Origin of the sequence: Mycobacterium canetti CIPT 140010059, from assembly GCF_000253375.1 — a bacterium.
GTDB classification, from domain to species: domain Bacteria; phylum Actinomycetota; class Actinomycetes; order Mycobacteriales; family Mycobacteriaceae; genus Mycobacterium; species Mycobacterium tuberculosis.
On the sequence record NC_015848.1, the window covers coordinates 3,383,201 to 3,408,410 of the forward strand.

Sequence of the window (25,210 nt, forward strand, 5' to 3'; positions counted from 1 at the left end):
TCGTCAGGATGTCGCGGTAGCAGCGGCCGAGTCAATGCCCGGCACATCACCCACCATTTCTTTGATCTTGGCGACCAGCGCCGCCGGCGTCGACCACTCGTACTCTGTGCCATTGACCCGGACCGTCGGGGTCGCGTGCACGTTGACCGCCGCCGCCAGCCCGTCGACTTTTTCGATGTACTTGCCGCTGTTGATGCAGTCGGGCACCTTGCCCACGACGCCGGCTTCGCGGGCAAGTTCGATCAACCGCGCGTTGTCGGGGAAATCCTTGCCGAGCTCGGCAGGCTGGATGTCCTTGCTGAACAAGGCGGCGTGGAAGCGGCGGAACGCCTCGATCGATTCGTCGGCAACGCAATAAGCCGCAGCAGCCGCTCGCGACGAATAGTGTTGATTGCTGGGGCTATCGAGAATGGCCACCATCGTGTAATCGGCCGCGACAGCGCCGATGTCCACGAGCCTGGACACGGTTGGCCCGAAACCGCGCTCGAATATGCCGCACGCCGGACACAGGAAATCCTCGTAGAAGGACACCACGGCCTTGGGGTTGCTGGTTCCGGGCTGGGTGACCAGCTTGCTCGACGTCACCCGTACTGCATCGCCGGGGCCCGCGACGCCGTCCTTCTTGTCGTCGCGCGACGTCACGATGTAGAAGACCAGGGCGACGGCAAAAACGACGACGATGGTGGTGCCACCAATCTGGACGAGCCGGCCGAAGCTGCCGTCGGCGGACTTCAGATCGAATCGCGGGGGGCGTTTGGATTTGTCGGCCACAGTTTCGCTGATCCTCACGTGCTCGATTTGTCGGCTTGTCGCGGCCGCGGTCAGGCGACGGCGCCTCTAGCGTACCGGCGGCAAGCCAGCCTCGACTCAAACCCGGCTAAGGTGCGCGCGCAGCGCGGAGATCAGCTCGTTGGTCCCGGCAGCACTGCCTCCCCCCAGCTGAAACAGGTTGAGGAAGCCATGCGTCAGCGAACCCAGATACCGCAAGTCCACTGCAGTCCCGGCAGCCCGCAGCGCCTTCGCATAGCTTTCTCCTTCGTCGCGCAATGGGTCGAAGCCCGCGACCGCGATGAGAGCAGGCGCCAGCCCGGACAGCGATTCGGCCAACAACGGCGACAACCGCGGATCCGCCGGATCGACATCGGAATCCCTGAGGTATTGCGTGTGGAACCAATCGATGTCCCGCTTGGTCAGCAGGAAGCCATTGCCGAACAGGCCCATTGAGCGAGTCTGTGCGGTGAAATCGGTCCTGGGATACAGCAGCCACTGCAGCACCGGGGTGGGCCCACCCTCGTAGCGAGCCTTGTCGCGCGCCAACTGACACACCACGGCCGACAGGTTGCCGCCCGCACTGTCCCCGCCCACCGCGACCCGCCCGGGGAGCGCACCGAACTCATCGGAAGCGTGCTCATGGGCCCATACAAAAGCCGCATAGGCATCTTCAACCGCGGCCGGCGCCGGATGCTCGGGAGCCAACCGGTAGTCGATCGACAGTACCTGGATGTCGGCGTCGCGACAGGTCAACCGGCACAGCGCGTCATGGGTGTCCAAGTCCCCGAGCGTCCAGCCGCCACCGTGGTAAAAGACCAGCAGCGGCGTGGCGCCACCGCCGCTGGGGCGGTAGTGCCGCGCCGGGATCTCACCGGCTGGTCCGGGTATTGACAGGTCGGTCACGTCGACGTGGATCTGCGGACCGGGCATCGCCTCGCATATCGCGCGCATGTGCGCGCGAGAGGCGACGATGTCGTCGTCTACGGCCAGGCCGTCGACACCGAAGATCCGCGAAGTCGACAACATCAGCTGCAGGGTGGGGTCAAGCGTATTGCCATCGATAATGACCGATCGGCCGGCCGACAGGATCCGTTTGGCAGGCGTCGGGATCCACGGAAGGACCTTGACTCCGACGTTGACGACGGTGCCCTGCACACGCCGTGTCCACATGCGCGGGTGGTTTGCTCCGAGACGGAGGTCTGCCACACCTGGCAGACTCTTGGTCATGGGCTGCTCCCTACAAAACTCTGTCACGCGCAGCAACGGACACTCGATCCGCGCCGTCAGGCTGGATGTCTTTCGGGTCCTGCCGGCCGACACCGGGCAAGCGGTAGGTGCCGCGAGTCCGGCGTGCCCAACGGCCAACTCTACGTGGTGACCAAAGTGTCGAATGCCGACCAGCACTATTCGCGGCTTACGCCGCCGTCGCCGAAGGCTGTGGCTCAGCACATGCCCAGGTGTTGATTAGGTGGCATATCCAACTCGGTAATATCGTGATCCCCAAGTCGGTGAACCCAATGCGGATTGCGAGCAACTTCGACGCGTTCGATTTCCCTCGCTCGATGACGGAACCCGGCTTGGTCCGAATCCGAAAACCTTCAATTTCACAGGCAGGTGAGATGACGTGACTGGCGAGTCGGGCGCCGCCGCCGCACCCTCGATTACCCTCAACGACGAGCATACGATGCCGGTGCTTGGCCTCGGCGTCGCGGAATTGTCGGACGACGAGACCGAACGTGCGGTGTCCGCGGCGCTGGAAATTGGCTGCCGGCTGATCGACACCGCCTACGCCTATGGCAACGAGGCCGCGGTCGGCCGCGCAATTGCAGCCTCCGGCGTTGCCCGCGAAGAGCTGTTCGTCACCACCAAGCTAGCCACCCCCGACCAGGGTTTCACCCGTTCCCAGGAAGCATGTAGAGCCAGTTTGGACCGCCTCGGCCTCGACTACGTCGACCTTTACCTAATTCACTGGCCGGCCCCGCCGGTGGGCAAGTATGTGGACGCCTGGGGAGGCATGATTCAATCCCGCGGAGAGGGCCATGCCCGATCGATCGGCGTGTCCAACTTCACCGCGGAGCACATCGAAAACCTTATCGACCTCACATTCGTCACGCCGGCGGTCAACCAGATCGAGCTGCACCCGCTGCTCAACCAGGACGAACTGCGCAAAGCTAACGCCCAGCACACCGTCGTCACACAGTCCTACTGCCCCCTGGCACTCGGCAGGCTGCTGGACAACCCAACCGTCACATCAATCGCCAGCGAATACGTCAAGACGCCCGCACAAGTGCTGCTGCGGTGGAACCTGCAATTGGGCAATGCGGTGGTCGTCCGCTCGGCCAGACCCGAGCGCATCGCCAGCAACTTCGACGTCTTCGACTTCGAGTTGGCGGCCGAACACATGGATGCATTGGGCGGGCTCAATGACGGCACCCGGGTGCGCGAGGATCCACTGACCTACGCCGGCACCTGATACGCCGCCGACTGTGAACCGCGCGACGTCTCCTCGGCGTGTCACGTCGTGAGATTCACCGTCGGCGCGTGGACTAGCCCGTCGGGCAGGTGGCCGCGGCCTGACGCAGTACGTCGGACGATGGCTGATCCACTGGCAGTGAATAGCCGCGCAGCACGGCGATGAATTGCATCGCGTACTGACAGGCGAAGGCCTTGTTGGGTGGCATCCATTGGGCCGGTGGCGAATCGCCCTTGTCCTGATTTGCCTGCCCCTGCACGGCCAGCAGGTTGGCCGGATCGTTGGCGAAGCGCATTCGCTCGGAGTTCGGCCACCGATAGGCGCCCATGTCCCAGGCATACGAGAGCGGAACGATGTGGTCGATCTGGACCGATTGGCCAACACTGGCGCCGCGTTGGAAGGCAACGGTGGTGTTGGTGTACGGATCGCGCAGGGTGCCGGTGGCCACCGCATTCGGACACCGCTTGATCGACACATATGTCTTGTCGACCAGATCCCGGTCGAGGATGTCGTCGCGGGTGTCGCACCCGTTGTGCCCTCCCGGCGCGTCATTGCGATCGTCCCAGGGGTGACCGAATGCGGACCTGCGGTAGTCGTAGCGGTGGATCCGTTTGGGTAGCACGGCGATGCCGGCGAGCACGTCGGCACCGGGTTGCACGGTTGGCACGCCAGCGCGGGCGGCGAACTCGTCAGCGTGCCTGCCCGCCGATGATCCCAGCGTCTGATACGCGACCACCAGCGCCAGCGCCGCGATCGCCGACAGCCACAGTAGCGTTCTGCGGTTCATGACTTATCTAAGTATTCGATGCGGTCGGTGCTGGTGAATCGCGCGGCCATCAGCGCCAATGCGGGGTCTGTGGGGTTCTTGTAAGCCTCGATGCAGAAGTCCCGCGCGGCCACTATGTATTCCTCGTGTTCGGCCAATGACAGCAACCGCAGCGTGATGGCCTTGCCGGATTGGTTGCGGCCCAGCACATCTCCCTCCTTGCGCTCCTTCAGATCCAGATCGGCGAGGGCGAACCCGTCCATTGTCCCGGCGACCGCACGCAGCCGCTGACCCGCCGGCGAATCCGGCGGCACCCAGCTGGCCAGCAGACACGCGCTGGGATGTTCGCCGCGCCCGATGCGGCCGCGCAGCTGGTGCAATTGGCTGATGCCGAACCGGTCGGCGTCCATCACCAGCATGACCGTAGCGTTGGGGACATCGACGCCAACCTCAATGACCGTGGTGCACACCAGCACATCGACCTCACCGGCCCGGAAAGCCGCCATCGCAGCGTCCTTGTCGTCGGCCGACAACCGTCCATGCATGAGCGCCAACCGCAACTCTGCGAGCTCGGCGGAACGCAACCGGGAGAACAGGCCTTCGGCAGTGGCCGATGGTCGGACGCCGCCTTGAACGTCGGTGTCGTCGGACTCATCGATGCGGGGCGCTACCACATAGGCCTGGCGGCCGGCGGCAGCCTCTTCGATGATGCGCCGCCAGGCACGGTCGAGCCAGGCGGGCTTGTCCTTGACAAAGATGACGTTGGTGGCAATCGGCTGGCGCCCGAGCGGAAGTTCGCGCAGCGTAGAGGTTTCCAGGTCGCCATAGACGGTCAGCGCGACCGTGCGCGGTATCGGCGTCGCGGTCATCACCAGCAGGTGCGGGGTAATGCCGGCGGGGGCCTTGGCGCGCAACTGATCTCGCTGCTCGACACCAAACCGGTGTTGCTCGTCGACCACCACCATGCCCAGGTTGTGAAAGTCGACGGCCTCCTGCAGCAGCGCGTGCGTGCCGATGACGATGCCGACCTGACCGCTGGCGATTTCGGCGCGAACTTGCTTCTTCTGCCCTGCCGTCATCGAACCGGTGAGCAGTGCCACCCGGGTGGCGTTTTCGGCGCCTCCCAGTTGGCCGCCCATGGCCAGCGACCCTAGGACATCGCGGATCGATCGCAAGTGTTGTGCGGCAAGGACTTCCGTTGGCGCCAGCAGGGCACACTGGTAACCCGCGTCCACCATCTGCAGCATCGCCAACACCGCAACGATCGTTTTGCCCGAGCCCACTTCGCCTTGCAGCAGGCGATTCAGCGGGCGGTTCGCCGCGAGCCCGTCGGACAACACGTCGAGCACCTCACGCTGTCCCGCCGTCAGCTCAAAAGGCAACCGCCGCAGTAGCTCAGCGGCAAGACCGTTAGATTTCCAGGCCGCCGAGGGCCCGGATTCCGACAGTTCACCGTGCCGTCGGGCCACCAGCGCCCACTGCAGACCCACGGCCTCGTCGAAGGTCAGGCGTTCCCGGGCGCGCTCGCGTAACGACTGGCTTTCGGCAAGGTGAATGGCGCGCAGTGCCTCGTCCTCGGGGATCAGGCCGTGCTTGGCGCGTAGTTCCGCGGGCAACGGATCGTCGACCCGGTCGAGAACATCGAGCACCTGCCGCACGCATTTGAAGATGTCCCAGCTCTGCACTTTTGTGCTGGCCGGATAGATCGGGAAGAAACGACGCTCGAACTCCTCCACGACCAATTCACCGCTGATGGCCTTGGAGGCATCAGCGATGCTTTTGAGCGACCTGGTGCCGTGGTTCTTCCCGTCCGGCGAGTCGAGGATGAGAAACGCCGGATGCGTGAGCTGCATCGCGCCCTTGTAGTAACCGACTTCCCCGGAGAGCATCACCTTCGTGTGCTTGGTGAGGTCCCGCATGATGTAGTCCGCGTTGAAGAACGTGGCCGTCACCTTGTTGCGGCCGCCGCCGACGGTGATGCGCAGACATTTCCGATTCGGCTTCTTTTTCATCGGAAACGAATACGTATCGGTGATCACGTCGACGATGGTGATGTGCTCGCCAGCTTCCGGTCGCGCGTCACCGATACCCACCCGCGCCGCGCCCTCGACGTAGCTGCGCGGGTAGTGGCGGAGCAGGTCGTCGACGGTCCGCATGCCGAACTGCTCGTCGAGGGCATCGGCTGCCGTGGCGCCGAGGACGCGATCGAGCCGATCGCTTAACGACGCCACCGCTACTCGACCCCGATCAGCAGCGCGTCGCCGCGGTGTCCGGTGCGGTAGGAGACCAGCTCGGTGCCTGGATGGTGGTCGTGCACATGCCGTTCCAGGACGACAGCCACGTCTTCGGTTACGCCGGCGCCAATTAGCACCGTCACCAGATCGCCTCCCGATGCCAACAACAGGTCGACCAGACCGATGGCCGCCGCGGCGACATCGTCGGCGACGATCAGCACCTCGTCGCCCGCGATACCCAGACCGTCGCCCGGCTTGCAGGTACCGGCCCAGGTCAGCGCCTTTTGGGTGGCAATGCGCACCGATCCGTGCCGGGAAGCACCGGCGGCACGGGCCATGCTGTAGCCGTCGTCGACGGCCTGGCGGGCCGCGTCATGCACGGCCAGCGCGGCCAACCCCTGCACCATCGATCCGGTCGGCACGGGTACCACGTCGACGCCCCAGCCGATCGCCGCGGTACACCCGGCCACCAGTTCTTCGGCGGCCACATAGCCATTGGGCAGCACCATCACGTGCGCGGCGCCGGTGTCTACCACGGCCCGCACCAGCTGGTGGGCACTGATATCGGCGGCCGGTGTCACGGCGTCTGGACCCGGTCGCAGCACGCAGGCGCCCTCCCCGGCGAACAGCTCGGCGGCACCGTCGCCGTCGACGACCGCCAGCACGGCGCGGCCCCGCGTCCAGCCACCGGCCGGCAATCCGCTGGTCCCGGAACCGAGCGCCGAGATCACGATCCGGCTAACTCGCCCCACCGCCAATCCGGCTTCCACGGCGGCACCGGCGTCGTCGGTGTGGACGTGTACGGAGTAGCTGTCGGGCGGAGCAGCGGCGATGGCCACCGACTCACCCAATTCCTTGAGTCGATCCCGCAACTGGTCCGCCGCTGCAGCATCACATACCGCCAACAGATACATCACCTCGAATTGCGGGGCGGGGCGTTGGGTAGCCGTGTCGGTCGGCAACGCGCGCGGCGAGGGTTCGTAGACCGCCCGGGCAGGTGCCTGCCCGCAGATGGTGGAGCGCAACGCGTCCAGCAGAACCAGCAGGCCCCGTCCGCCGGCGTCCACCGCGCCCGCATCGGCGAGCACGTCAAGCTGTTCGGGGGTCTTTTCCAGCGCGATGACCGCCGCGTCACCGGCGGCGGTGACCGCACCGGCCAACCCCTCGTGCGCGCACTGGTCGACGGCTCCGGCGGCGGCCCGCAGCACCGAGACGATAGTTCCCGGCACCTCCACGCCACCCATCGACGCGACGACCAACTCGACGCCGCGCCACAACGCGGCCCCGAGGGCGTTGGCGTCGACCGCCCGCAATACCGCGCCAGAGGCGGCGGCCGCAGTCGCGGTCACCTCTGCGATCCCGCGCAGGATCTGGGACAGGATCACGCCGGAGTTGCCGCGAGCTCCGTTCAACGCGCCGGCCGCGAGAGCGGCCGCAACCCGCGCCACGTCTTCGGCGTCAGCCTGCGAATTCGCGTGCAAATCAGCTTCTACGACCGCGGCACGCATGGTGAACAGCATGTTGACGCCGGTATCGGAGTCAGCGACCGGGAACACATTGAGCCGGTTGATCTCGTCGATGTGGAGGATCAGATCGCTGACGACGGCGTGTGCCCAGTCCCGCAAGGCCGAGGCGTCCAACGGCCGATCCGCCGTCCCCACTACAACACACCTCCTCCGCAACACACCTCCTCCGCGCCAGCCCGCGCCCCGAGCCTAACCAGACGTGGTGACAGCACGGTCACGACGCCGCTCTCCCGGCCAAGGCGGGTGCTGACATGTCCGCGAAGGGCTGATCGTTTTGGCGCTACCGCACAACAATGGCTATCCTGTGCTAGCCGCGGGCTACACGTAGGCGTCCCGGCCAGGTCGCCGGACCTAAGAGATTTGAGGAGCTTGACGAATGGCCGCTGTGTGCGATATCTGCGGGAAAGGCCCCGGCTTCGGCAAGTCGGTGTCGCACTCCCACCGCCGCACCAGCCGCCGGTGGGATCCGAACATCCAGACTGTGCACGCCGTGACCCGTCCCGGCGGCAACAAGAAGCGACTCAACGTTTGCACATCCTGCATCAAGGCGGGCAAGATCACCCGCGGCTGACGCCCGGTAACACCTGCACGACTCAGGGCAACCGCCAATCGATCGGCTCGGCACCCATCCCGACGAGCAGTTCGTTGGCGCGGCTGAACGGACGCGAGCCGAAGAACCCGCGCGATGCCGATAGCGGTGAAGGATGCGGCGACTCGATCGCAACGCAGTTGCCCGCGGCCAGCATCGGCTTCAGAGTCGACGCGTCACGACCCCACAGGATCGCCACCAGCGGCGCTGCGCGCGCCGCCAGGGCGCGAATCGCGCATTCCGTGACCGCTTCCCAGCCCTTGCCCCGGTGCGACGCCGGGTTGCTGGGTCGCACCGTCAGCACCCTGTTCAACAGCAACACACCGCGTTGCGCCCAGGGCGTCAGATCGCCGTTCGAGGGCAGCGGATAGCCCAAATCCGCGGTGTACTCGTCGAAGATGTTGGCCAGACTGCGCGGCCACGGACGTACATCAGGGGCCACCGAGAAGCTAAGACCCACAGCATGTCCTGGAGTGGGATAAGGGTCTTGGCCAACGATAAGGACACGGACGTTGTCGAACGGGAAAGTGAAGGCGCGCAACACATTCGATCCGGCGGGCAGGTATCTGCGCCCGGCCGCGATCTCGGCCCGCAAGAACTGCCCCATGTGGGCCACCTGGTCGGCCACCGGCTCGAGCGCGGCGGCCCACCCCCGCTCGACGAGCTCACTCAACGGCCGTGCGGTCACTGCATCCCTTTCGCGTACAGACGGTCACCGCGTCACCCTAGCGAACCTTGATTGTCTGGCTCCCCAAACGATTGCCAGCCCGCGTATCCAGTCCACTCCTCGCCGTCGACCAGCACCCTAGCCGGCCCGTCGAGAACCCGGCCAATGGTGCGCCACCCGGCCGGCACCGGACCGACGAAACAGGCGACCAGGGCATGATCTTCACCCCCGCTTAGCACCCACGGCCAGGGGTCGGTGCCCAGAGCGGTTGCGGCCGCAGTCAAAGCGTCGCGGTCAGCGGCCAACGCCGCGGCGGACAGGTCGATGCGCACGCCGGATGCCTCGGCGACGTGCCGCAGATCGGCGAGCAGCCCGTCGGAGACATCGATCATCGCTTGAGCCCCGACAGCCGCGGCCGCCGCGCCGTGGCCGTAGGGCGGCTGCGGCACCAAATGGCGGCGGCGCAGTTCGGCGAAGTCTTCAATCCCGTTGCACCACAGCGCATAGCCAGCAGCCGAGCGGCCCAGCTCACCGACGACGGCCAGCACCGAGCCGGCCTTCGCCCCGGAGCGCAGCACCGGGGCACGACCGTCAAGGTCACCAATCGCGGTGACCGACACCACCCACTGCCGGCAGCTGACCAGATCGCCGCCGACGATGCCGGCACCAATGCGCCCCGCCTCCTCCCACATTCCGTCGACCAACGCGCTCGCCTGCGCCGCCGGCGTCTCAGCGGGTGCTCCAAAGCCGACCACGAACGCGGTGGCCCGCGCCCCCATCGCCTCGATGTCGGCGGCATTCTGGGCGATCGCCTTGCGGCCGACGTCCTGCGGTGTCGACCAGTCCAGCCGGAAGTGACTATCTTGCACCAGCATGTCCGTCGACACCACAGTGCGACCATCGCCGGCAGACACCAGCGCGGCATCGTCGCCGGGCCCGAGCAGTACCGTGGCGGGTTGTCGGCGCCCCCGCACCAGCCGGTCGATCACGGCGAACTCGCCGAGCTGCTGCAGCGTCGGGGACTCCGTTGCAAGTGAGTGATCTTTAGTGGTCACGCGACTTGCACCCCGTCTCGGGGTTGTTCGGCAGCCTTGGGGCTGCTTCCCTTCCGCGCTTCACAGCCACCTGCCGGGCGAGGCCCGGTCTTACGGTCGGCTCCACGCTTGACGGCGGCCCCAACTGGGCCGACGATGCTGGATGTTTCCTCGTAGCGTGCGAGGTTGATGGCAGCGCAGTCATCACGCTGATGGACCACTGAGCATCGGTCGCATTGCCATTGTTCGTCCCAGCCGATGTCTTGCACATGCCGGCAGGCGTGGCAGGTTTTCGACGACGGGAACCAGCGGTCGGCGACCACCAGCGCCGACCCGTACCAGACTGTCTTGTAGGACAAGTGCCGACGCGGAGTGCCCAGGGCCGCATCCGACAGTCCGCGCCGACGAGCGCGGGCACCCGGCAACCCTTTTTGCCGCAACATCTCTGTCGCGTCCAAGCCTTCGACAACAATGCGGCCGTGGGTTTGAGCCAACCGTGTCGTCAGGACGTGCAGGTGATGGGTGCGGACATCGTTGACCCGGCGATGCAACCGGGAAATCTGAGTGGTGCGCTCACGGTAGCGCCGTGAACCTTTCGTGCAACGCGAACGGGCCCGGCACACGTGGCGTAGCTCGCGCAGCGCGGCGTCGAGCGGTCGTGGGTTCTCAACCTGCTCGATCGCCGTGCCGTCAGCGGTGGCGACCGTCGCCAGGCGCCGGACCCCGACATCGACACCAACCCGCGAACCGGGGTGCACCACCTTCGGCTGCTGCGGACGCTGGACAAGCACCCGCACACTGGCATCCAGACGAGTGCCGTTGCGGCGCACCGAGATCGCCAATACTCGCGCCCGACCGGCCTTGATCAGGCGTTCGATACGGCGGGTGTTCTCGTGCGTGCGGACGGTCCCGATGACCGGCAGGGTGAGGTGACGGCGGTCGGGTTCCACACGCATCGCTCCGGTCGTGAACGACACTCGATCCTGGTCGCGGCCTTTGCGTTTGAAACGGGGAAACCCGACCCGTTTACCGGCGCGTTTGCCGGCGCGGGAGGTCTGCCAGTTCCAGTACGCCTCGACCGCACCCGCGATGCCATCGGCGTAGGCCTCTTTTGAGCATTCAGGCCACCACGCGACACCGGTCTCGGTGTTGACGCACACGTCGTCCTTGACGGTGTTCCAGCGTTTGCGCAGCACGCGCAGCGACGGTTTCGCTGTCACGGTCCCGCTGGCATGCCACGCCTGGATGTCGGCTTTCAGGGTGGCCACGGTCCAGTTGTATGCCTTGCGACGAGCACCGAAATGGCGTGCCAGCGCCTTGGCCTGGTCCTCGGTCGGGTCCAGCGTGAACCGAAACGCTTGGACCGTCCAGCCATCGGGAACCTCGAACTTGGGCATCAGGCGGCCTCATGGTCCTCGCCAGCAGCGGCCGCCAATGCGCGCTTGGTTCGATTCTCGGCAGCCCGTTTGCCATACAGACGGGCGCACATCGACGTCAGGATCTCGGTCATATCCCGCACCAGGTCGTCATCGACCTCGGCAGAGTCGACTACCACCAGTTCGCGGCCCTGCGCCGCAAACGCTGCCTGCACGTACTTCGAGCCCAACCGGCAGAACCGATCCCGGTGCTCCACCACGATCCGGTGGACTGACGGGTCGCGCAGCAGTGAAAGGAACTTACGGCGGTGCTCGTTGAACGCGGAACCGACCTCGGTCACGACCTTGTCGACTGGCATCTGTTGGGCCGTGGCCCACGCGGTCACCCGCGCGACCTGCCGATCCAGATCGGCTTTCTGATCGGCCGACGACACCCGTGCATACACCGCGGTCGGTGATCGCATGCCAGCGTCCCCAGCCGGTTCGTCGACGAGAATCAGTCGGCCCACTCGCCTCGCCATCACCGACAACAGACCAGCACGAAACCAGCGGTAGGCGGTCCCCCGAGCAACACCGTTGCGCTCCGCCCACGTCGCCAGGTTCATATCTCTGTTCCTACCGCACGCCACTGACAACTACCGACCACTCAACCCGCAACAGCTGGCACCCCCCGATGCGTCGTCGCCCACGCCGCCTCCTTCGGCCCGTTCTGGCCCTGTGGACCTTCGAACACCTCGCCCGACCTGCGGTAAGTTGAGTCACTGCCGGCGCGAGCGGACCGCGCCAGTGTATGAGAGCAAAGAGGTGGCCGCGCAGGTGACAGGCGAGTCCGACGGGCCGCCGCGCGCCGTGCTGATCGCCGCGGTGGCGCTGGCGGCGGCGGTGATCGGGGTAATCCTGGTTGTCGCGGCGAACCGCCAGCCGCCGGAGCGACCGGTTGTCATTCCGGCCGTGCCCGCTCCGCAGGCCACCGGTCCCGGCTGCAAAGCACTGCTGGCGGCGCTGCCTCAACGACTCGGCGAGTATCGGCGCGCGCCCGTCGCGGAGCCGACCACTGCGGGTGCCACGGCCTGGCGAACGGGGCCAAACAGCACACCGGTGATTTTGCGCTGTGGACTCGACCGCCCGGCCGAGTTCGTGGTGGGTTCGGCCATCCAAGTCGTCGATCGGGTGCAGTGGTTTCAGGTGGCCGCGCAAAACCCGGACGAGCCAGGCCGGTCCACCTGGTACACCGTGGACCGGCCGGTGTATGTGGCGCTGACACTCCCCTCGGGATCGGGGCCCACCGCGATCCAGGAATTGTCAGACGTTATCGACCACACCATCCCCGCGGTACCCATCGACCCGGCGCCGGCTCGCTAGTGCCGATCGCAAGCGCGGCGCTTGCGCCGGGCGCGGCGGGTCGGCACCATCGGGCTAGTGCCGATCGCAAGCGCGGCGCTTGCGCCGGGCGCGGCGGGTCGGCACCATCGGTGCTAGTGCCGATCGCAAGCGCGGCGCTAGCGCCGGGCGCGGCGGGTCGGCACCATCGGGCTAAGTGCCGATCGCAAGCGCGGCGCTTGCGCCGGGCGCGGCGGGTCGGCACCATCGGGCTAGTGCCGATCGCAAGCGCGGCGCTTGCGCCGGGCGCGGCGGGTCGGCACCATCGGGCTAGTGCCGATCGCAAGCGCGGCGCTAGCGCCGGGCGCGGCGGGTCGGCACCATCGGGCTAAGTGCCGATCGCAAGCGCGGCGCTTGCGCCGGGCGCGGCGGGTCGGCACCATCGGGCTAGTGCAGGCCCACACCGCGGGCCAATGCCGTCTCGATCATCGTCGCCAGCAGGGTCGGATAGTCGACACCGCTGGCCGCCCACATCCGCGGGTACATCGAGATCGTGGTGAATCCCGGCATCGTGTTGATCTCGTTGATCACCGGACCGTCGTCGGTGAGGAAGAAGTCCACCCTGGCCAGACCCCGGCAGTCGATAGCCGCGAACGCCCGGATCGCCAGCTGACGAATCGCCTCTGCGACCTGGTCATCGACCTTGGCGGGCACGTCCAATTCGGCTGCGTCGTCGAGATACTTGGTTGCGAAGTCGTAGAAAGAGTCCTCGCGTCCCCGCACCCCGGCCACCCGGATCTCCCCCAGCGTGCTGGCTTCCAGTGTGCCGTCCGGCATTTCGAGCACACCGCATTCCAGCTCGCGGCCGCTGATCGCGGCCTCGACGATGACCTTAGGGTCATGCCGGCGGGCCCGCGCGACCGCGGCGGGCAGTTGATCCCAACTCGACACCCGGCTAACACCGATCGACGAGCCGCCTCGGGCGGGTTTGACGAACACCGGTAAGCCCAGCCGTTCGCACTCCTGGCGGTGCAGTGTCGACCGCGGCGGACGCAGCACCGCGTACGCACCCACCGGAAGTCCATCGGCGGCGAGCAGCTTCTTGGTGAACTCCTTGTCCATGCCGACGGCACTGGCCAGCACACCGGCGCCCACGTAGGGCACCCCGGCGAGTTCGAGCAGTCCCTGGATCGTGCCGTCCTCGCCGTACGGGCCGTGCAGTACCGGGAACACCACGTCGACCGACTCCAGAACCTCGCCGGCCCCGGGCGGCAGCGACACCAACTGGCCACCACGCCGCGGATCGGCCGGCAGCGCCAGCTCGGTGCCCGATCCTGATTTGACCTGAGGAAGCTCCCGGTTGGTGATCGCCAGGGCGTCGGGGTTGGCGTCGGTGAGCACCCACGAACCTGCCGGGGTGATACCCACCGCGATCACGTCGAACCGCCGCGAGTCCAGGTTGCGCAGGATGCTGCCGGCGGACACACACGAGATGGCGTGCTCGTTGCTGCGCCCGCCGAACACGACGGCAACGCGGACACGCCGATCACGCTGGTCGTTAGCACTCACAACCTGCAGAGGCTACCGGGTCAGGCAGACGGGCTCCCACGAGCTGCAGTTTTCGGTCGTGCCGGCCCGTGCGAGGCTCATTCGGGCTTGGTGCGGCGACCCAGCAGCAGCGTTATCGCCTCGTCCACCGACAGCCCTTTATGACAGACCCGATGCACCGCGTCGGTGAGTGGCATTTCGACGTCGTAGCTGGACGCCAGCGCGAGCACGGATTCGCACGACGTCACGCCTTCGACGACATGACAAGCCTTGCCCGCCGACTGCAACGTTTCGCCCCGGCCCAGGCGTTCGCCAAACGATCGGTTGCGCGAACGCGGTGAGGTGCAGGTGGCCACCAGATCACCGACCCCTGCCAGACCGGCCAACGTCGCGCCGTTGGCGCCGAGCGCCGTCCCGAGCCGGATGATCTCCGCCAGGCCCCGGGTGATGATCGCGGCCGCGGTGTTTTCGCCCAGCCCGATGCCCACCGCCATTCCGCACGCAAGCGCGATGATGTTCTTGCACGCCCCGCCGATCTCGGTGCCGACGACATCGGCGTTGGTGTAGGGGCGGAAGTACCCGCTGTTCAGCGCGCGCTGCAAGGCAACCGCGCGGCCGGAGTCGCTGCACGCGACGACGGTAGCGGCGGGCTGGCATTCGGCGATCTCGCTGGCCAGGTTGGGTCCAGAGATCACCGCGACCTGCGCCGGCTCGGCACCGGTCACCGAGATGATGACCTGGCTCATCCGCATCAGGGTGCCCAACTCGATGCCCTTGGCCAGACTGACCAAGGTCGCACCCTCGGGCAACAGGGGAGCCCACCGCTCGAGATTGGCCCGCATGGTCTGCGCGGGCACTCCCAACAGCACCGTGGATGCGCCCCCAAGTGCCTCCTCGGCATCTGCGGTGGCATGAATGCTCGGTGGTAACAGCGCACCGGGCAGATAGTCGGGGTTATATCGGGTGGTATTGATCTGATCGGCCACCTCAGCTCGCCGCGCCCACAGCGTGACCTCTCCGCCCGCGTCGGCCAGCACCTTAGCCAGGGCCGTGCCCCATGCACCGGCGCCCATCACCGCGACGGTGCTTGCTATTCCGGCCATCCACACACACTAATCTGCGCCGCGGTTGCCGTCGGGACCGTGCCTGGGCCCCGGCCACGACCGTGGCGGCAATGCCGTCGAAGTGTGCCGCGTGGATCGACGCTGGCAGGATGACTTCATGAGCGGCACACCGGACGACGGCGATATCGGCTTGATCATCGCCGTCAAGCGCTTGGCCGCGGCCAAAACCAGGCTGGCCCCGGTGTTCTCGGCGCAGACTCGCGAGAACGTGGTGCTGGCCATGCTCGTCGACACGTTGACCGCCGCGGCGGGTGTCGGTTCACTGCGCTCGATCACTGTTATCACCCCCGACGAAGCCGCGGCGGCTGCGGCGGCCGGGCTGGGCGCCGATGTACTGGCCGACCCGACACCCGAAGACGATCCCGACCCACTGAACACCGCTATCACCGCTGCCGAACGCGTGGTTGCCGAAGGGGCCTCCAACATCGTTGTGCTGCAAGGCGATTTGCCGGCATTACAGACACAGGAACTCGCCGAGGCAATCTCGGCCGCACGCCACCATCGGCGCAGCTTCGTCGCCGACCGGCTTGGGACCGGCACCGCGGTATTGTGTGCGTTCGGCACCGCGCTGCACCCGCGGTTCGGGCCGGATTCGTCCGCGCGGCACCGCCGTTCGGGCGCTGTCGAGCTGACAGGAGCCTGGCCGGGCCTGCGCTGCGATGTCGACACCCCCGCCGACCTGACGGCCGCACGCCAGCTCGGGGTAGGGCCCGCGACCGCGCGAGCGGTCGCACATCGTTGACCGGGACGGGGCAACGCCGGCGAGGCATCCAGGGGGTGAACGGCAGACCAACGGCGAACGGATGCCTGCCGAGTGCTGGCAACCCCACCCAATGATGAGCAATGATCGCAAGGTGACCGAAATCGAAAACAGTCCCGTCACAGAGGTGCGGCCAGAGGAGCATGCGTGGTATCCAGACGACTCGGCGCTGGCGGCACCGCCCGCTGCCACCCCCGCCGCGATTAGCGACCAGCTACCCTCGGATCGCTACCTGAACCGGGAGCTGAGTTGGCTGGACTTCAACGCGCGCGTGCTTGCCCTGGCCGCCGATAAGTCGATGCCATTGCTCGAGCGCGCCAAGTTTCTGGCAATCTTCGCGTCCAATCTCGACGAGTTCTACATGGTCCGGGTGGCCGGCCTCAAACGCCGCGACGAGATGGGGTTGTCGGTGCGCTCCGCCGACGGTCTAACACCGCGCGAACAACTAGGCCGGATCGGCGAGCAGACTCAACAGCTCGCCAGCCGGCATGCCCGGGTGTTCCTCGATTCGGTGCTACCCGCGCTCGGCGAGGAAGGCATCTACATCGTCACCTGGGCCGATTTGGATCAGGCTGAGCGCGACCGATTGTCGACCTATTTCAACGAACAGGTCTTCCCCGTCCTGACCCCGCTGGCCGTCGATCCCGCCCACCCGTTCCCGTTTGTCAGCGGGTTGAGCTTGAACCTGGCGGTCACGGTACGCCAACCTGAAGACGGCACCCAGCATTTCGCGAGGGTCAAGGTGCCCGACAACGTCGACCGCTTCGTCGAACTCGCTGCGCGTGAGGCCAGCGAGGAAGCTGCGGGGACCGAAGGCCGGACCGCGCTGCGGTTCCTGCCGATGGAGGAGCTGATCGCGGCCTTCCTTCCGGTGCTTTTCCCGGGTATGGAAATCGTCGAGCACCACGCATTTCGCATCACTCGCAACGCTGACTTCGAGGTTGAAGAGGATCGCGACGAGGACCTACTGCAGGCGCTCGAGCGAGAACTGGCCCGCCGCCGGTTCGGTTCACCGGTGCGACTCGAGATCGCAGACGACATGACCGAGAGCATGCTGGAGTTGCTGCTTCGCGAACTCGACGTGCATCCCGGTGATGTCATCGAAGTGCCCGGGCTGCTCGACCTATCGTCGTTGTGGCAGATCTACGCCGTGGACCGCCCGACGCTTAAGGATCGGACATTCGTCCCAGCTACCCATCCCGCCTTCGCCGAGCGGGAAACACCCAAAAGCATCTTCGCGACGCTGCGCGAAGGCGATGTGCTGGTTCACCATCCGTATGACTCGTTCTCCACCAGCGTGCAGCGATTCATCGAACAGGCCGCGGCCGACCCCAACGTGCTGGCGATCAAACAGACGCTGTACCGCACCTCCGGCGACTCGCCGATCGTCCGGGCGCTGATCGACGCCGCCGAAGCCGGAAAGCAAGTGGTGGCACTGGTCGAGATCAAGGCACGCTTCGACGAACAGGCCAACATCGCCTGGGCGCGCGCACTAGAACAAGCCGGCGTGCATGTGGCGTACGGGCTCGTCGGGCTCAAGACGCACTGCAAGACCGCCTTGGTGGTGCGCCGCGAAGGTCCGACAATCCGGCGGTACTGCCATGTCGGCACCGGCAATTACAACAGCAAGACAGCACGACTCTACGAGGACGTCGGACTGCTGACCGCTGCACCCGATATCGGCGCCGACTTGACCGACTTGTTCAATTCGCTCACCGGCTACTCACGCAAGTTGTCCTACCGCAACTTGTTGGTGGCCCCGCACGGAATCCGCGCCGGCATCATTGACCGCGTCGAGCGGGAGGTCGCGGCGCACCGTGCAGAGGGTGCCCACAACGGCAAAGGCCGCATCCGACTCAAGATGAATGCCCTTGTTGATGAGCAGGTCATCGATGCGCTGTACCGCGCGTCGCGAGCCGGTGTGCGGATCGAGGTGGTGGTACGCGGCATCTGCGCGCTGCGTCCAGGTGCGCAGGGCATTTCGGAAAACATCATCGTGCGCTCGATTCTCGGCCGCTTCCTCGAGCACTCGCGGATCCTCCATTTCCGTGCCATCGACGAGTTCTGGATCGGCAGCGCCGACATGATGCACCGCAACCTCGACCGGCGAGTCGAGGTTATGGCTCAAGTCAAAAACCCGAGGCTGACCGCGCAGCTGGACGAATTGTTCGAATCCGCACTGGACCCGTGCACCCGGTGCTGGGAGCTCGGGCCCGACGGGCAGTGGACCGCGTCGCCGCAAGAAGGCCATAGCGTGCGCGACCATCAGGAATCGCTGATGGAACGGCACCGCAGCCCCTGACACTGCGTGGTGATTCCCGCTGCTGCACCGACCACATCCACGACCGCGAGCAGCCTGGCCGAATTGACCTGCAGGAGTTGAGGTGTCGATCCAGAACTCGTCCGCCCGCCGGCGCTCGGCGGGCCGGATTGTGTACGCCGCCGGTGCGGTGCTCTGGCGACCCGGCAGTGCCGATTCGGAAGGGCCGGTCGAGATCGCTGTCATTCACCGCCCCCGTTACGACGACTGGTCGCTGCCCAAGGGCAAAGTGGATCCGGGCGAGACCGCACCGGTGGGGGCGGTGCGGGAGATACTCGAGGAGACCGGTCACCGCGCCAACCTGGGTAGGCGGCTCCTGACGGTGACCTACCCGACCGACTCCCCTTTTCGAGGCGTCAAGAAGGTGCACTACTGGGCAGCGCGCAGCACCGGTGGGGAATTCACCCCCGGCAGTGAGGTCGACGAGCTGATCTGGTTACCGGTTCCCGACGCGATGAACAAGCTTGACTACGCCCAGGATCGAAAAGTCCTGTGCCGGTTCGCTAAACACCCGGCGGACACTCAGACGGTGCTGGTGGTGCGGCATGGCACCGCGGGCAGCAAAGCGCACTTCTCCGGGGACGACAGCAAGCGACCGCTAGACAAGAGGGGTCGTGCGCAGGCAGAAGCGTTGGTACCACAGCTGCTGGCGTTCGGCGCCACCGATGTTTATGCCGCCGACCGGGTGCGCTGCCACCAGACGATGGAGCCACTCGCCGCGGAACTGAACGTGACCATACACAACGAGCCCACCCTGACCGAAGAGTCCTACGCCAACAACCCCAAACGCGGCCGACACCGAGTGCTGCAGATCGTCGAGCAAGTAGGCACACCCGTGATCTGCACGCAGGGCAAGGTCATTCCCGATCTGATCACGTGGTGGTGCGAGCGCGACGGTGTGCACCCCGACAAGTCCCGCAATCGCAAAGGCAGCACGTGGGTGTTGTCGTTGTCAGCCGGCAGGCTTGTGACAGCCGACCACATCGGCGGTGCGCTGGCCGCCAACGTGCGGGCCTAACACACGGATACCCTTCGTCACATTGCCACCGTGCAAAGGGTATCCGTGTGTCTTGACCTATTTGCGACCCCGCCGAGCGGTTGCCTTCTTGGCGGGAGCCTTGGTAGCCGGCCGCTTGGCCGCTGCCTTCTTTGCCGGCGCCTTGGTCGCCGCCTTACGCACCGATGCCTTGACCGCGGTCTTCTTCACCGCCTTGGTCACCTTCTTGGCGGGTGACTTCGTGGCCTTGACAGCTTTCTTGGCGGGCGCCTTGGTCGCCGCTTTCTTGGCGGGCGCCTTGGTCGCCGCCTTCCTGGCGGGCGCCTTGGTCGCCGCCTTCTTGGCGGCCTTTGTCGCCTTCTTGGCAGGTGCCTTCTTCGCTACCTTCTTGGCTGCACTGGCCCCCACACCACGCTTAACAGCGGGTCCTTCTGCCGGGAGACGCTGCGCGCCAGACACAACCGCTTTGAATTGCGCGCCCGGGCGGAACGCCGGCACCGACGTCGGCTTCACCTTTACTGTCTCGCCGGTACGCGGATTGCGGGCCACTCGAGCCGCGCGGCGACGCTGTTCGAACACACCGAACCCGGTAATGGTGACGCTGTCGCCTTTGTGTACCGCACGCACAATCGTGTCAACGACATTCTCGACGGCGGCGGTCGCCTGCCGACGGTCCGAGCCCAATTTCTGTGTGAGCACGTCAATGAGCTCTGCTTTGTTCATCCCAACCCTCCGAAACCAGTGGTCCTCGTTTGGAACCGACTAGTGGACACGGTAAACCCTTACCCGGCTGATTTCCAAGAGCCACGCGCAATTTCACTGAGCCAACGACCGGTTTTTCGCAATCCGGTTGCCGCCCTTGACCGGTGGCGCGGCCCCAAAATGGCTCAGGTTCTGCCGGCGGGTCACGCTGAAATTTCGTCCGGTTCTACGCCTCAGGGGGCGGGTAGAGTGCGCGGTTTCCAGTACGCGCACGCCCCCTCAAAGGCCTCGATCTCGTCGAGTTTCCGCAGCGTAAGGGCTATATCGTCGAGACCTTCAAGCAGCCGCCACGCCGAGTGGTCGTCAATCTTGAACGGCAGCACCACTGTTGCTGCGGTGATAATTCGATCTTGAAGATTGGCAGTGATTTCCAGGCCCGGACTCTGCTCAATGAGCTTCCACAGGAGTTCCACATCGTCTTGGGCAACCTCGGCCGCCAGCAGCCCGGCCTTGCCCGCGTTGCCGCGGAAAATGTCGCCAAATCGGGATGAGATAACCACCCGGAATCCGTAGTCCATGAGCGCCCAGACCGCATGCTCTCGCGAGGATCCGGTGCCGAAATCGGGCCCGGCAACCAGGACCGAACCCCGGTCAAAGGGACTGAGGTTTAGCACGAATGCAGGATCCGACCGCCAACCCGCGAACAAGCCGTCCTCGAAACCGGTTCGGGTGACCCGCTTCAGAAAGACCGCGGGAATGATCTGATCGGTGTCGACATTGGACCGCCGCAACGGCACGCCAATACCAGAGTGGGTGTGAAAGGCTTCCATGCTGATCCCCTAGCTGTTCTCAGTTCAATTCAAATCGGCCGGGCTGGACAGTGTGCCGCGAACCGCGGTGGCGGCCGCCACTGCTGGGGACACCAAATGTGTGCGGCCGCCCGCGCCCTGCCGCCCTTCGAAGTTGCGGTTGGACGTCGCGGCGCAGCGCTCCCCGGACGCCAGCTGATCGGGATTCATGCCCAGACACATCGAGCATCCCGCCTGCCGCCATTGCGCGCCCGCGTCGGTGAAGATCTCACCGAGCCCTTCGGCCTCGGCCTGCGCGCGTACCCGCATTGAGCCCGGAACGATCAGCATCCGCACGCCGTCGGCCACCTTGCGGCCACGCAGCACTTCGGCGACCACCCGCAGATCTTCAATGCGACCGTTGGTGCACGACCCGACGAACACGGCGTCGACCGCGATGTCGCGCATCGCGGTTCCGGGTCGAAGGTCCATGTACGCCAACGCTTTCTCGGCGGCCTGCCGCTCGGCGTCGTCGGTCATCAGTTGCGGATCTGGCACCGCGGCCGCCAGCGGTACCCCTTGGCCTGGGTTGGTGCCCCAGGTGACAAACGGGCTCAACGACGCGGCGTCGAGATACACCTCGGTGTCGAAAACGGCGCCGACGTCGGTGCGAAGCCGTTGCCAGTAGACGAGTGCGGTGTCCCACTGGGCACCGGTGGGTGCGTGCGGACGACCACGCAAGAACGCGTAGGTGGTTTCGTCCGGAGCCACCATGCCCGCACGAGCGCCGGCTTCGATGCTCATGTTGCAGATCGTCATCCGGCCTTCCATGGACAGCGATTCGATCGCGCTGCCCCGGTATTCGATGACATGCCCCTGGCCGCCGCCGGTGCCGATCTTGGCGATCAACGCCAGGATGATGTCCTTGGCCGACACACCGTCGGGCAGCCGCCCATCGACGTTGACCGCCATGGTCTTGAACGGCCGCAGCGGCAGCGTCTGGGTGGCCAGCACGTGCTCGACCTCCGACGTACCGATGCCCATCGCCAACGCGCCGAATGCGCCGTGGGTTGAGGTGTGGCTATCGCCACAGACGATCGTCATTCCCGGCTGGGTGAGACCCAATTGCGGTCCGACGACGTGCACGATGCCCTGCTCGATATCGCCCATTGAATGCAGCCGGATTCCGAATTCGGCGCAGTTTCGGCGCAACGTCTCCACCTGGGTGCGTGACACCGGGTCGGCGATCGGCTGGTCGATGTCGACGGTGGGCACGTTGTGATCCTCGGTGGCGAGGGTGAGCTCGGGCCGCCGCACCCGGCGCCCGGCCAGGCGCAGGCCGTCGAACGCCTGCGGGCTGGTGACCTCATGCACCAGATGCAGATCGATGTAGATCAAGTCGGGCGCACAGCCCCCGCCTGATACCACAATGTGGTCGTCCCAAATCTTCTCGGCCAGTGTGCGTGGCTCGCCGGTCTGCAAGGCCATCTCGAAGTGCCTCTATTCATTCGTTCGCGACTCGCTGGTCATCTCAAAATACGAGACGCTATGATCTCTTTGTGAGACAGCATAGCGGTATCGGTGTCCTCGACAAAGCCGTTGGTGTGCTGCACGCGGTCGCGGAATCTCCCTGCGGACTGGCCGAACTCTGCGATCGAACCGACCTGCCCAGGGCCACCGCATACCGGCTGGCGGCCGCGCTGGAGGTGCATCGCCTGCTGGGGCGCGGCCAGGATGGCCACTGGCGGCTCGGTCCGGCCATCACCGAACTCGCGACCCATGTCGACGATCCACTGCTGGTGGCGTGCGCGGCGGTACTGCCTCAGCTGCGCGACGCCACCGGCGAAAGCGTGCAGGTATATCGCCGCGAGGGAACGTCGCGGGTCTGCGTGGCCGCATTGGAACCAGCTGCGGGCCTTCGCGATACGGTCCCGGTCGGGGCACGGTTGCCGATGACCGCGGGCTCGGGCGCCAAAGTGTTGCTGGCCCACACCGACGCCGCCACCCAAGCGGCCGTATTGCCAAAGGCGGTGTTCAGCGCCCGAGCGCTGGCCGAGGTGTGCCGGCGCGGCTGGGCGCAAAGCGTGGCCGAACGCGAGCCTGGCGTGGCGAGCGTGTCGGCGCCGGTGCGCGACGGCCGGGGCGTCGTGATCGCTGCCATCTCGGTGTCCGGCCCGATCGACCGGATGGGCCGCCGCCCGGGGGTCCGATGGGCCGCCGACCTGCTGTCCGCGGCGGACGCGCTCACCCGACGGCTCTAGCCGCGTTGTGCTACATCGGTTCGACCGCGATCACATAGTCATTGCCGTGCCACAGACCGTCTTGCCGCTCGTTGAGCTGCAATGCCCGAGCGCGCAGTTCTTCCACATAGGCACGCATTGCCATGCCAAGCCCGTTGGAGGAGAAACGCTCGATTCGGGCCAAGCACATGTTGAGTTGGCCGTTCACGTAGCGAGCTCGGTAGCGGATGGGGAAGCGGCGCGCTTCAAGAATGCGAAAGCCCGCAAGGCCCAGTCGCCCCAGCATCCAGTCCAGCGGGAACTCTCGGTACGGTCGTTCGCCGGCAAGCAACAGGCAGGCGTCGCGCACGCGACCGATTTCCCAGATGATTTTGCCACTTTCGGTTTCCGGCTCGAATTGCACGTAGGGCTCCAAGCCGACTAGGTAAAGACGACCATGATCGGCGAGATGCGGGCGCAACCGCTCGAACACGCGGTCCTGCCAGTACGGGGCGAAGCCTTCGATGGCCCCGACCAGGTAGTCGACCAAGATGGTGTCGAACGTCTCGCCGGCAAGAAGGCTGTCGTCTACCCAGTTGCCGACGAGCAGGCGGTCCTGCGGGCGCATGGCGCTACCCAACGCGGCGCGGGTCTTGTCCGCCAGGCTGCGGGCGGCCGTGACCGCCGTCCAGCGCTCGGTCGGCAAAGTCTGTATCCACTGAAGCGATTTCACACCGGTACCGGCATCCAAGACAGTGCCCCAGGGTCTTTCGCCGTGCACGCCTTCGATGTAGCGGAACAAGGATGAGATCCCGGCCCTCAGTAAGTACGAGCGACCGTGGCGGGCGTGTAGGTCTTCGATGTGGCGGATCAGGGCTGCGATCTCGGGCATTTCGGCCCAGGTCACACACATCGCAGACGTCCATGCGGCCGGTTCGGCCGAGCGCGGTATCGCGGCGCCGGCTTCAGACCCTGCCAACCGAGCGATCGTCGTGGGTGCTTCCTCGGAGTAACCACTGTGATGTCTTCCTCACGGCTGAAGCTGGCGGACTACCGATGAACCGACCCACCGAAACTCTATAGCAAACGATATTCATTTTCAAACTAGATACCGCGAGCGTCACTGGGGTGGCGACGACGCGCTACCGGCGGAGCCTTGCTGACACACTGACGCCATGGGAACCAAACAGCGCGCCGACATCGTCATGTCCGAGGCTGAAATCGCCGACTTCGTCAACTCGAGCCGCACCGGAACGCTGGCCACCATCGGACCCGACGGCCAGCCGCACTTGACGGCGATGTGGTATGCCGTGATCGACGGCGAAATCTGGCTGGAGACCAAGGCCAAGTCGCAGAAGGCCGTCAACCTCCGACGGGATCCGCGGGTGAGCTTCCTGCTTGAAGACGGCGACACCTACGACACGCTGCGCGGCGTGTCGTTCGAGGGCGTTGCCGAGATCGTCGAGGAGCCCGAGGCGCTGCACCGCGTCGGGGTCAGCGTGTGGGAACGCTACACCGGCCCCTACACCGACGAGTGCAAACCCATGGTCGACCAGATGATGAACAAGCGGGTCGGTGTGCGCATCGTGGCCCGTCGGACCCGCTCGTGGGATCACCGCAAGCTGGGGCTGCCACACATGTCGGTGGGTGGCTCGACCGCCCCGTAGCTGCCCGGCGAGCAGACGCAAAATCGCCCATTTCGAGACGAAATTGGGCGATTTTGCGTCTGCTCGGCAGTTGTAGCCCCGATGGGATTCGAACCCACGCTACCGCCGTGAGAGGGCGGCGTCCTAGGCCGCTAGACGACGGGGCCGGAACCGATCCGAGCTGCCAGCATAGCTCACGCCTTGTGCTGGGGTACCAGGACTCGAACCTAGAATGGCTGAACCAGAATCAGCTGTGTTGCCAATTACACCATACCCCATGGGCTGCCTAAAACTGCTGCCGCCAGCTGTTATGGGCCGACGTGCAGACTACCAAAGATTCGCCACACAAG

The 25,210-nt window shown here is 65.9% G+C and carries 23 protein-coding genes, 2 tRNA genes and 1 pseudogene; 9 read left to right on the plus strand and 17 right to left on the minus strand.

The genetic code is table 11. From position 1 onward, the window contains the following. Positions 1–3 precede the first annotated feature (3 nt). Both MCAN_RS15725 and lipN read right to left on the minus strand, forming a co-directional pair. On the minus strand, positions 4–771 hold the full coding sequence (locus MCAN_RS15725; protein ID WP_014001509.1) for a mycothiol-dependent reductase: 768 nt from the start codon (positions 769–771) through the stop codon (positions 4–6). A gap of 96 nt (positions 772–867) precedes the next feature. Then, on the minus strand, positions 868–1,998 hold the full coding sequence (lipN, locus tag MCAN_RS15730) for a lipase/esterase LipN (protein ID WP_003415015.1): 1,131 nt from the start codon (positions 1,996–1,998) through the stop codon (positions 868–870). 197 nt (positions 1,999–2,195) lie between these two features. Between lipN and MCAN_RS23190 the strand changes: the two are divergent. Together MCAN_RS23190 and MCAN_RS15740 are read left to right on the plus strand one after the other, a co-directional pair. Further along, a pseudogene (locus tag MCAN_RS23190) lies at positions 2,196–2,389 on the plus strand (aldo/keto reductase); the annotation flags it as partial. A 6-nt stretch (positions 2,390–2,395) separates the two neighbouring features. Continuing rightward, positions 2,396–3,244, plus strand: a complete 849-nt coding sequence (locus MCAN_RS15740; RefSeq protein ID WP_003415022.1) for an aldo/keto reductase — start codon at positions 2,396–2,398, stop codon at positions 3,242–3,244. 73 nt (positions 3,245–3,317) lie between these two features. Here the strand turns inward: MCAN_RS15740 and MCAN_RS15745 are convergent, their stop codons facing one another. From MCAN_RS15745 to MCAN_RS15755, 3 genes are read right to left on the minus strand one after another with little or no spacing between them, the layout of a single operon-like run. Next, positions 3,318–4,031 carry an HNH endonuclease family protein gene (locus tag MCAN_RS15745; protein WP_003415024.1) on the minus strand — a complete coding sequence of 238 codons (714 nt, stop codon included), beginning with the start codon at positions 4,029–4,031 and terminating at the stop codon, positions 3,318–3,320. Further along, positions 4,028–6,241, minus strand: coding sequence for an ATP-dependent DNA helicase RecG (recG, locus tag MCAN_RS15750; RefSeq protein WP_014001510.1), 2,214 nt, complete (start codon positions 6,239–6,241; stop codon positions 4,028–4,030). Before recG ends, MCAN_RS15745 begins: the two co-directional genes overlap by 4 nt. 2 nt (positions 6,242–6,243) lie before the next feature. Further along, positions 6,244–7,905 (minus strand): DAK2 domain-containing protein, encoded by a 1,662-nt coding sequence (locus MCAN_RS15755; RefSeq protein WP_003902383.1) that lies wholly within the window; start codon positions 7,903–7,905, stop codon positions 6,244–6,246. A 241-nt stretch (positions 7,906–8,146) separates the two neighbouring features. On the opposite strand from MCAN_RS15755, the gene rpmB reads away from it, so the two are divergent. Further along, the gene (gene rpmB / locus MCAN_RS15760) at positions 8,147–8,341 is read left to right on the plus strand and encodes a 50S ribosomal protein L28 (RefSeq protein ID WP_003415030.1); all 195 of its coding nucleotides are present in this window, start codon (positions 8,147–8,149) and stop codon (positions 8,339–8,341) included. Between the two features lie 22 nt (positions 8,342–8,363). Here rpmB and MCAN_RS15765 read toward each other — a convergent pair whose 3' ends face one another. The 4 genes from MCAN_RS15765 to MCAN_RS15780 are packed head-to-tail and all read right to left on the minus strand — an operon-like array spanning position 8,364 to position 12,041. Next, positions 8,364–9,047 carry a uracil-DNA glycosylase gene (locus MCAN_RS15765; protein WP_003899565.1) on the minus strand — a complete coding sequence of 228 codons (684 nt, stop codon included), beginning with the start codon at positions 9,045–9,047 and terminating at the stop codon, positions 8,364–8,366. A 32-nt stretch (positions 9,048–9,079) separates the two neighbouring features. Next, positions 9,080–10,081, minus strand: a complete 1,002-nt coding sequence (locus MCAN_RS15770; RefSeq protein ID WP_014001511.1) for a thiamine-phosphate kinase — start codon at positions 10,079–10,081, stop codon at positions 9,080–9,082. Further along, complete coding sequence (gene tnpB / locus MCAN_RS15775) at positions 10,078–11,457, minus strand: IS607 family element RNA-guided endonuclease TnpB (RefSeq protein ID WP_014001512.1); 1,380 nt, start codon at positions 11,455–11,457, stop codon at positions 10,078–10,080. Before tnpB ends, MCAN_RS15770 begins: the two co-directional genes overlap by 4 nt. Beyond that, positions 11,457–12,041: an IS607 family transposase gene (locus tag MCAN_RS15780; protein ID WP_003415039.1), complete on the minus strand. Its 585-nt coding sequence runs from the start codon at positions 12,039–12,041 to the stop codon at positions 11,457–11,459. Before MCAN_RS15780 ends, tnpB begins: the two co-directional genes overlap by 1 nt. 211 nt (positions 12,042–12,252) lie before the next feature. Here MCAN_RS15780 and MCAN_RS15785 point away from each other — a divergent pair, with 211 nt between their 5' ends. Next, a complete protein-coding gene (locus MCAN_RS15785) occupies positions 12,253–12,798 on the plus strand; it encodes a DUF3515 domain-containing protein (protein WP_014001513.1) in 546 nt (181 codons plus the stop codon). Between the two features lie 405 nt (positions 12,799–13,203). On the opposite strand, the gene ddlA is transcribed toward MCAN_RS15785, so the two are convergent. Both ddlA and MCAN_RS15800 read right to left on the minus strand, forming a co-directional pair. Continuing rightward, the gene (ddlA, locus tag MCAN_RS15795; RefSeq protein ID WP_014001514.1) at positions 13,204–14,325 is read right to left on the minus strand and encodes a D-alanine--D-alanine ligase DdlA; all 1,122 of its coding nucleotides are present in this window, start codon (positions 14,323–14,325) and stop codon (positions 13,204–13,206) included. A 77-nt stretch (positions 14,326–14,402) separates the two neighbouring features. Beyond that, positions 14,403–15,407: an NAD(P)H-dependent glycerol-3-phosphate dehydrogenase gene (locus MCAN_RS15800; RefSeq protein ID WP_003415091.1), complete on the minus strand. Its 1,005-nt coding sequence runs from the start codon at positions 15,405–15,407 to the stop codon at positions 14,403–14,405. A gap of 118 nt (positions 15,408–15,525) precedes the next feature. Between MCAN_RS15800 and cofC the strand changes: the two genes are divergently transcribed. The 3 genes from cofC to mutT1 all read left to right on the plus strand — a co-directional run bounded on the left by cofC (position 15,526) and on the right by mutT1 (position 19,526). Next, entirely contained in the window at positions 15,526–16,170 is a 645-nt protein-coding gene (cofC, locus tag MCAN_RS15805; RefSeq protein WP_003415094.1) for a 2-phospho-L-lactate guanylyltransferase, read from the plus strand. 91 nt (positions 16,171–16,261) lie between these two features. Beyond that, positions 16,262–18,490, plus strand: coding sequence for an RNA degradosome polyphosphate kinase (locus tag MCAN_RS15810; RefSeq protein WP_003415097.1), 2,229 nt, complete (start codon positions 16,262–16,264; stop codon positions 18,488–18,490). Between the two features lie 82 nt (positions 18,491–18,572). Beyond that, positions 18,573–19,526 carry an 8-oxo-(d)GTP phosphatase MutT1 gene (gene mutT1, locus MCAN_RS15815; protein WP_003899569.1) on the plus strand — a complete coding sequence of 318 codons (954 nt, stop codon included), beginning with the start codon at positions 18,573–18,575 and terminating at the stop codon, positions 19,524–19,526. Positions 19,527–19,583: 57 nt separating this feature from the next. On the opposite strand, the gene hupB is transcribed toward mutT1, so the two are convergent. The 3 genes from hupB to leuC form a co-directional block, all read right to left on the minus strand. After that, a complete protein-coding gene (gene hupB / locus MCAN_RS15820; RefSeq protein WP_003415107.1) occupies positions 19,584–20,228 on the minus strand; it encodes a DNA-binding protein HupB in 645 nt (214 codons plus the stop codon). A gap of 212 nt (positions 20,229–20,440) precedes the next feature. Next, entirely contained in the window at positions 20,441–21,037 is a 597-nt protein-coding gene (gene leuD, locus MCAN_RS15825; RefSeq protein WP_003415110.1) for a 3-isopropylmalate dehydratase small subunit, read from the minus strand. Between the two features lie 24 nt (positions 21,038–21,061). Then, positions 21,062–22,483 (minus strand): 3-isopropylmalate dehydratase large subunit, encoded by a 1,422-nt coding sequence (gene leuC / locus MCAN_RS15830; protein ID WP_003899570.1) that lies wholly within the window; start codon positions 22,481–22,483, stop codon positions 21,062–21,064. Between the two features lie 71 nt (positions 22,484–22,554). On the opposite strand from leuC, the gene MCAN_RS15835 reads away from it, so the two are divergent. Continuing rightward, entirely contained in the window at positions 22,555–23,256 is a 702-nt protein-coding gene (locus tag MCAN_RS15835) for an IclR family transcriptional regulator (RefSeq protein ID WP_003415115.1), read from the plus strand. 10 nt (positions 23,257–23,266) lie between these two features. On the opposite strand, the gene MCAN_RS15840 is transcribed toward MCAN_RS15835, so the two are convergent. Then, positions 23,267–24,127 (minus strand): class I SAM-dependent methyltransferase, encoded by an 861-nt coding sequence (locus tag MCAN_RS15840; protein ID WP_014001515.1) that lies wholly within the window; start codon positions 24,125–24,127, stop codon positions 23,267–23,269. Positions 24,128–24,389: 262 nt separating this feature from the next. Between MCAN_RS15840 and MCAN_RS15845 the strand changes: the two genes are divergently transcribed. Further along, entirely contained in the window at positions 24,390–24,881 is a 492-nt protein-coding gene (locus MCAN_RS15845) for a PPOX class F420-dependent oxidoreductase (RefSeq protein ID WP_003899572.1), read from the plus strand. A gap of 73 nt (positions 24,882–24,954) precedes the next feature. On the opposite strand, the gene MCAN_RS15850 is transcribed toward MCAN_RS15845, so the two are convergent. Together MCAN_RS15850 and MCAN_RS15855 are read right to left on the minus strand one after the other, a co-directional pair. Further along, a tRNA-Glu gene (locus tag MCAN_RS15850) sits at positions 24,955–25,027 on the minus strand. A 39-nt stretch (positions 25,028–25,066) separates the two neighbouring features. After that, positions 25,067–25,138 (minus strand) — tRNA-Gln (locus tag MCAN_RS15855). Between the last annotated feature and the right edge of the window lie 72 nt (positions 25,139–25,210).